Origin of the sequence: Streptomyces sp. WAC 04229 (assembly GCF_003947455.1) — a bacterium.
GTDB lineage: Bacteria > Actinomycetota > Actinomycetes > Streptomycetales > Streptomycetaceae > Streptomyces.
In genome coordinates, this window is the sequence record NZ_QHJH01000289.1 from 1 (window position 1) to 5,986 (window position 5,986).

Annotated in this window: 6 protein-coding genes; 2 read left to right on the top strand and 4 right to left on the bottom strand. The window is 71.4% G+C overall.

All coding sequences use genetic code 11. From position 1 onward, the window contains the following. Positions 1-122: 122 nt before the first annotated feature. Both DMH12_RS36540 and coaA read right to left on the bottom strand, forming a co-directional pair. Positions 123-1,064, bottom strand: coding sequence for a DUF389 domain-containing protein (locus DMH12_RS36540; RefSeq protein WP_125495597.1), 942 nt, complete (start codon positions 1,062-1,064; stop codon positions 123-125). 31 nt (positions 1,065-1,095) lie between these two features. Beyond that, positions 1,096-2,085, bottom strand: a complete 990-nt coding sequence (gene coaA / locus DMH12_RS36545; RefSeq protein ID WP_125495598.1) for a type I pantothenate kinase — start codon at positions 2,083-2,085, stop codon at positions 1,096-1,098. Between the two features lie 229 nt (positions 2,086-2,314). On the opposite strand from coaA, the gene DMH12_RS36550 reads away from it, so the two are divergent. After that, entirely contained in the window at positions 2,315-3,109 is a 795-nt protein-coding gene (locus DMH12_RS36550; RefSeq protein ID WP_125495599.1) for a hypothetical protein, read from the top strand. Between the two features lie 96 nt (positions 3,110-3,205). Next, positions 3,206-5,053: a glutamine--fructose-6-phosphate transaminase (isomerizing) gene (gene glmS, locus DMH12_RS36555; protein WP_125495600.1), complete on the top strand. Its 1,848-nt coding sequence runs from the start codon at positions 3,206-3,208 to the stop codon at positions 5,051-5,053. A 12-nt stretch (positions 5,054-5,065) separates the two neighbouring features. Here glmS and DMH12_RS36560 read toward each other — a convergent pair whose 3' ends face one another. Together DMH12_RS36560 and DMH12_RS36565 are read right to left on the bottom strand one after the other, a co-directional pair. Continuing rightward, complete coding sequence (locus DMH12_RS36560) at positions 5,066-5,527, bottom strand: ASCH domain-containing protein (RefSeq protein ID WP_125495601.1); 462 nt, start codon at positions 5,525-5,527, stop codon at positions 5,066-5,068. Between the two features lie 161 nt (positions 5,528-5,688). After that, a partial coding sequence (locus tag DMH12_RS36565; RefSeq protein WP_312023996.1) for an NAD(P)H-hydrate dehydratase occupies positions 5,689-5,986 on the bottom strand: 298 nt, incomplete at its 5' end.

Here is a 5,986-nt window from a genome sequence, read left to right on the forward strand (position 1 = left end):
GAGCAGACTCCTGCACTGGTCCCACTGGCGCAGCCGCCATCAGGCAACAGCCCGACGCAGCCACTACCGACGACGAACCGCCAACGAACCTGCTGGATAGATCACGAAACCACACTGGAGTACTAGGTGGGCTTCGTCATCCGGCGTCGCTGGGCTGCCCACAGCGCCTTCTGGGTGAGCAGGGTCAGGGTGCCGGCCAGGATGATGGCGACCAGGTTGAGCACGAGCTGCTCGCTCGAGCGCAACGCCTGGTGGGTGTCGTCGTAGAAGAGGGCCACGGCCGCGTTCGCGGCCGCCGGGACGGTCGTCACCGAGATGGCGACGCCGACCAGGGCACCCGACTTGGCGGACGTCAGGGACAGCGTCCCCGCGGCCCCGGCCAGGACCGCCACCACGAACGAGAACCAGTCGGGGGCGTAGACGAACCCGGTGTTGGGGCGGTCGCCCTCCAGCCCGGCCTCGCTGAACAGGTTGAACGCGTCCATCATCCAGCTGAAGCCCACCGTCACCGCCATCGCCACCGCGAAGCCCACCAGCAGGGCGGTCAGTGAGCGCAGGGCGAGCCGCGGGGCCCGTTGGACGATCGCGGTGCAGACGCCGGCGAGGGGGCCGAACTCCGGGCCGACCGCCATCGCGCCCACGATCAGGATCGCGTTGTCCAGCACCACACCGCAGGCCGCGATCATCGTGGCCAGCGTGATGAAGGCGACGTAAGTGACGGAGAGGGTCGACTCCTCGTGCGTCGCCTCCTCCAACTGCTCCCACAGCACCGCGTCGGCGGGCTCGCCCGGGGCGTCCTTCTCCGCCTTGTCGGCGCGCTCGGAGAGGGACAGGTCGATGTTCTCCGCGGTGATGGCGCCGCAGCTGTCGATGCCCAACGACCGCAGGCCGCCGATGAGTTCGTCGCCCGCCTCGCGGGCCACGTCGCACATGACGACGTCCCCCTCGGGCTCGCGGGCGACGCCCGGCAGGACGACGAGATGAGTGGTGCCGACGGTACGGTCGATCAGGCGGACCACCTCGTCGGTCCGGTCGGCCGGGGTGATCAGGCGCAGATGCAGCATCCGGTATTTCTACCGTCGACCGGGCCCCGCGTCACAGCTTGCGCAGACTGAGGCGCTGCACCTTGTGGTCGGGGCCCTTGCGCAGGACGAGGGTGGCCCGGCCCCGGGTGGGGGCCACGTTCTCCACCAGGTTGGGCTTGTTGATGGTGCGCCAGGTGGTGCGGGCGTAGTCGAGGGCCTCCTCCTCCGACACCTGGGTGTACTTGCGGAAGTACGAGGACGGGTTCTGGAAGGCGGTCTCGCGCAGCTTCCGGAAGCGGCTGAGGTACCAGCGCTCGATGTCGTCGGTGCGGGCGTCGACGTACACGCTGAAGTCGAAGTAGTCGGCGAGCCCGACCCTGGTGCGGCCGTCCTTGCCGGGCAGCGCGGGCTGGAGCACGTTGAGGCCCTCGACGATCAGGATGTCGGGGCGGCGGACGACGAGTCTCTGGTCCGGGACGATGTCGTAGATGAGGTGGGAGTACACGGGTGCCGTGACCTCCGCCTTGCCCGCCTTGATGTCGGCGACGAAGCGGGTCAGGGCCCGGCGGTCGTACGACTCGGGGAAGCCCTTCCGGGACATCAGGCCGCGTTGCTCCAGCTCCCGCGTCGGCAGCAGGAAGCCGTCGGTCGTGACCAGTTCCACGCGCGGGTGCTCGGGCCAGCGGGACAGCAGCGCCTGGAGGAGGCGGGCGACGGTGGACTTGCCGACCGCGACCGACCCGGCGACCCCTATGACGAACGGGGTGCCGGACTGGGAGCCCTGCGCGCCGAGGAAGGTGTTCAGGGCGCCGCGCAGGCCGTCGGTGGCGCCGACGTAGAGGTTGAGGAGCCGGGACAGCGGGAGGTAGATGTCCCGCACCTCGTCGAGGTCGATGACGTCGCCGAGGCCGCGCAGCTTCTCGACCTCCTCGGCGGTCAGCGGCAGCGGCGTCTTCTCGCGCAGCGCGCTCCACTCGGTGCGGGTGAGGTCGACGTAGGGAGTCGCCTCCGGCCGGTGCCGGTGGGCGCTCCGCGGTATCGAGGGGACCGGAGAGATCACAGTCCATTGTTAACGGAGTTCGAACGGGGTGGCAGGTGGGCTGTGTCACGCCCGCGCCGGGGCGTCGCGGTGGAGATCACGCGGGCGTCACGGTCGGGTATCGGGTGGCGCAGTCCTGATCACCTGTCAGTCGGCTGTGTCTAGAGTCATCGCACGTTTGTGCGGATGTGCGTCCTGACGCCTGTGTGGACCTTCGAGAACATCCGCCGTCTTGAAGAAAGAGCCCGACGTGAGACTGAACGTCATCCGCCGTACCGCGCTCGCGGCCTCCGCCGCCGCCCTGGCCCTGCTCGTCACCGCCTGCGGATCCTCCGACGACGGCGGTGGCGACGGCAGTGGCGGCAAGGCGTCCGGCGACGGCAAGGACGCGGGCGGCGCGGCTGCTTCCGCGGCCCCGGCGCTCACCGCCGCCGAGCTGGAGAAGGCGGCCCTGGCGCAGGCGGACGTCAAGAACGGCAAGGTCACCAAGGTGTCGGCGGCCGACGACGTGGCCAAGGACAAGGTGAAGGGCGACAAGGCGGAGTGCGAGCCGCTCGCCTTCGCCGAGGCCGGCGTGCCCCTGGGCGAGCCGGCGGCGGCCGTCAAGCGGAGCTGGACCGAGGGTCCGAAGAAGCCGTCCGGCGACGCGGGCACCGAGGAGGCCATCGGCGCCGCGTTCGACCTGGACAAGGCGCTGGTGACGCTGGCGACCTACGACGACGGCGGTGCCGAGGCGGTGCTGAAGGACGTGAAGGAGGCGGCCGGCGCCTGCGCCGGTGGCTTCACCTTCACCGCAATGGGTGAACCGGCCAAGATCGCCAAGGTGGCGCAGGGAGAGGCGACCGGCGGGGCGGACGAGTCCGTCGCCATGACGATGACGATGGTCGGGGAGGACGGTGACGAGTTCCCGGTCAAGGTGTCCGTCACCCGCAAGGGCTCCACCGTCGCCACCTTCACCGTGCTCAATCTGGCCGCCGCCGGCACCGGGAAGGACTTCCCGTTCCCCACGGAGATCAGCGACGCGCAGCTCGCCAAGCTGGGCTGAGGTCGGCCGCCGGGGTGTTCGTACCCCGGTGGGAATTTCCGATTTCGGGCACGACAAGGCCGGTTCGGGATCGAATCTGATCGTAGGCTGCCGGTCATGTGCGGAATCGTGGGATACGTGGGGTCGCAGTCGGCGCTCGATGTCGTGATGGCCGGACTGAAGCGGCTCGAGTACCGGGGATACGACTCGGCGGGCGTGGCCGTGCTCGCGGACGGCGGCCTCGCCACCGCGAAGCGGGCCGGCAAGCTCGTCAACCTCGACAAGGAACTGTCCGAACACCCGCTGCCGTCCGCCGCGACCGGCATCGGCCACACCCGCTGGGCCACCCACGGCGGCCCCACCGACACCAACGCCCACCCGCACCTCGACAACGCGGGACGGGTGGCCGTGGTGCACAACGGCATCATCGAGAACTTCGCGCCCCTGCGGGCCGAGCTGGCCGAGCGCGGCCACGAACTGCCCTCCGAGACCGACACCGAGGTCGTCGCCCACCTGCTCGCCGAGGAGTTCTCCGCCTGCGCCGACCTCGCCGAGGCGATGCGGCTGGTGTGCCGGCGGCTGGAGGGCGCGTTCACCCTGGTCGCGGTGCACGCGGACGCGCCGGACGTGGTCGTCGGCGCCCGCCGCAACTCGCCGCTGGTGGTGGGCGTGGGGGAGGGCGAGTCCTTCCTCGCCTCGGACGTGGCGGCCTTCATCGCGCACACCCGGGACGCCCTCGAGCTGGGCCAGGACCAGGTCGTCGAGCTGCGCCGGGACGGTGTCACGGTCACCGGCTTCGACGGCAGCCCCGCCGAGGTCCGCTCGTACCACGTCGACTGGGACGCCTCGGCCGCCGAGAAGGCCGGCTACGACTACTTCATGCTCAAGGAGATCGCCGAGCAGCCCAAGGCGGTCGCCGACACCCTGCTGGGCCGCATCGACGGGTCCGGCACGCTGAGCCTGGACGAGGTGCGCATCCCGCCGGGGGTGCTGCGCGAGGTCGACAAGGTCGTCATCGTCGCCTGCGGTACGGCCTTCCACGCCGGGCTGATCGCCAAGTACGCCATCGAGCACTGGACGCGGGTCCCCTGCGAGGTGGAGCTGGCCAGCGAGTTCCGCTACCGCGACCCGATCCTCGACCAGCAGACGCTGGTCGTCGCCATCTCGCAGTCCGGCGAGACCATGGACACCCTCATGGCCCTGCGCCACGCCCGCGAGCAGGGCGCCAAGGTGCTGGCCATCTGCAACACCAACGGCTCCACCATCCCGCGCGAGTCCGACGCGGTGCTCTACACGCACGCGGGGCCCGAGGTCGCCGTCGCCTCCACCAAGGCGTTCCTCACCCAGCTGGTCGCCTGCTACCTGGTCGCCCTCTACCTCGGGCAGGTGCGGGGGACCAAGTACGGCGACGAGATCCGCGACGTCGTCCGCGACCTCTCGCGGATCTCCGGCGCGGTCGAGCGGGTGCTGGAGACCATGGAGCCCGTGCGCGAGCTGGCGCGCTCCCTCGCCCACAAGAACACCGTGCTGTTCCTGGGCCGGCACGTCGGGCACCCGGTCGCCCTCGAAGGCGCGCTGAAGCTCAAGGAGTTGGCGTACATGCACGCCGAGGGCTTCGCGGCGGGGGAGTTGAAGCACGGGCCGATCGCGCTGATCGAGGAGGACCTGCCGGTCGTCGTGGTCGTGCCGTCGCCGCGCGGGCGCTCCGTGCTGCACGACAAGATCGTGTCCAACATCCAGGAGATCAGGGCCCGGGGCGCCCGCACCATCGTGATCGCCGAGGAGGGCGACGAGGCGGTCGTCCCGTACGCCGACCACCTGGTCCGCATCCCGGCCACGCCGACCCTGCTCCAGCCGCTGGTGGCGACGGTGCCGTTGCAGGTCTTCGCGTGCGAGCTGGCGACGGCCCGGGGCAACGAGGTGGACCAGCCGCGGAACCTGGCGAAGTCCGTGACGGTGGAGTGACGGAGCGGCGGCTCAGCGGGCGGGGGCGGGCAGCACGGTGACGACCCGGAAGCGTTCCAGCACCGCCGGCGTCGTGTCGTCCACCGTGAACTCCGGGTCGTCCAGGGCCGCGCGCATCTCCTCGCCGTGCCAGAACCCCTCGTGGCCCGCCCGCCACTCGGCCACGCTGGTGTACCCCTCGCCCTCGGCCACCGCGTGGGCGAGATCCACCTCGCCGAGCGGGACCACGCGTACCTCGGTCACCTCGACGACGGCCACCGGGCGCTCGTGCGAGTCGACGAGCACCCCGCGGTCACCGGCCCGCGGCAACGGCTCGTCCTCGTGCTCGTAGTCGAGGAGCAGGCCCGTCGTGGAGGTCTTCGATCCGTCCAGGACCGCCGCGACGAGCCGGTCGCGCAGAGGGCCGGGGAAGGCGAACTCGACCTTGGGCAGCGAGCCGAGGTCCGGGGGGACGGGGTCCTGACCGGGGATCATGCGGCCACCCTACTCAGGGCACCGCGGCGGGCGGGCCGCTTCCGGGGACCGTCTTCCGGACTGCCATCCGGACCGTCTTCCGGACTGCCTTCCGAACGGCCTTCCGGACACTGCCTTCTGGACCGTCTTCCGGACCGCCCGCCGCGAGTACGCCCCCCCGCTCAGCCCTCCTGCACGTCCCGCCACGCCCGCGGGATCGCCGCCGCCACGTCGTGCGCGCCCACCGGCGCCCCCCGAGCCGCGAAGCGGCCCGCCAGGCCGTGCAGGTACGCCGCCGTGCTCCCCGCGTCCAGGGCCGACAGCCCCGCTGCCAGCAGGGAGCCCGCGAGCCCGGAGAGCACGTCCCCGCTCCCGGCCGTCGCGAGCCACGAGGTGCCCGTCGGGTTGACCCGGACCGGCCCTCCGTCCGACCCCGCCACCACCGTCGTCGAGCCCTTCAGCAGCACCGTCGCCCCGTAC

Coding starts and splice junctions, on each gene's coding strand:
- DMH12_RS36540 (WP_125495597.1), bottom strand. CDS start 1,064: ATGCTGCATCTGCGCCTGATCACCCCGGCCGACCGGACCGACGAGGTG.
- glmS (WP_125495600.1), top strand. CDS start 3,206: ATGTGCGGAATCGTGGGATACGTGGGGTCGCAGTCGGCGCTCGATGTC.
- DMH12_RS36560 (WP_125495601.1), bottom strand. CDS start 5,527: ATGATCCCCGGTCAGGACCCCGTCCCCCCGGACCTCGGCTCGCTGCCC.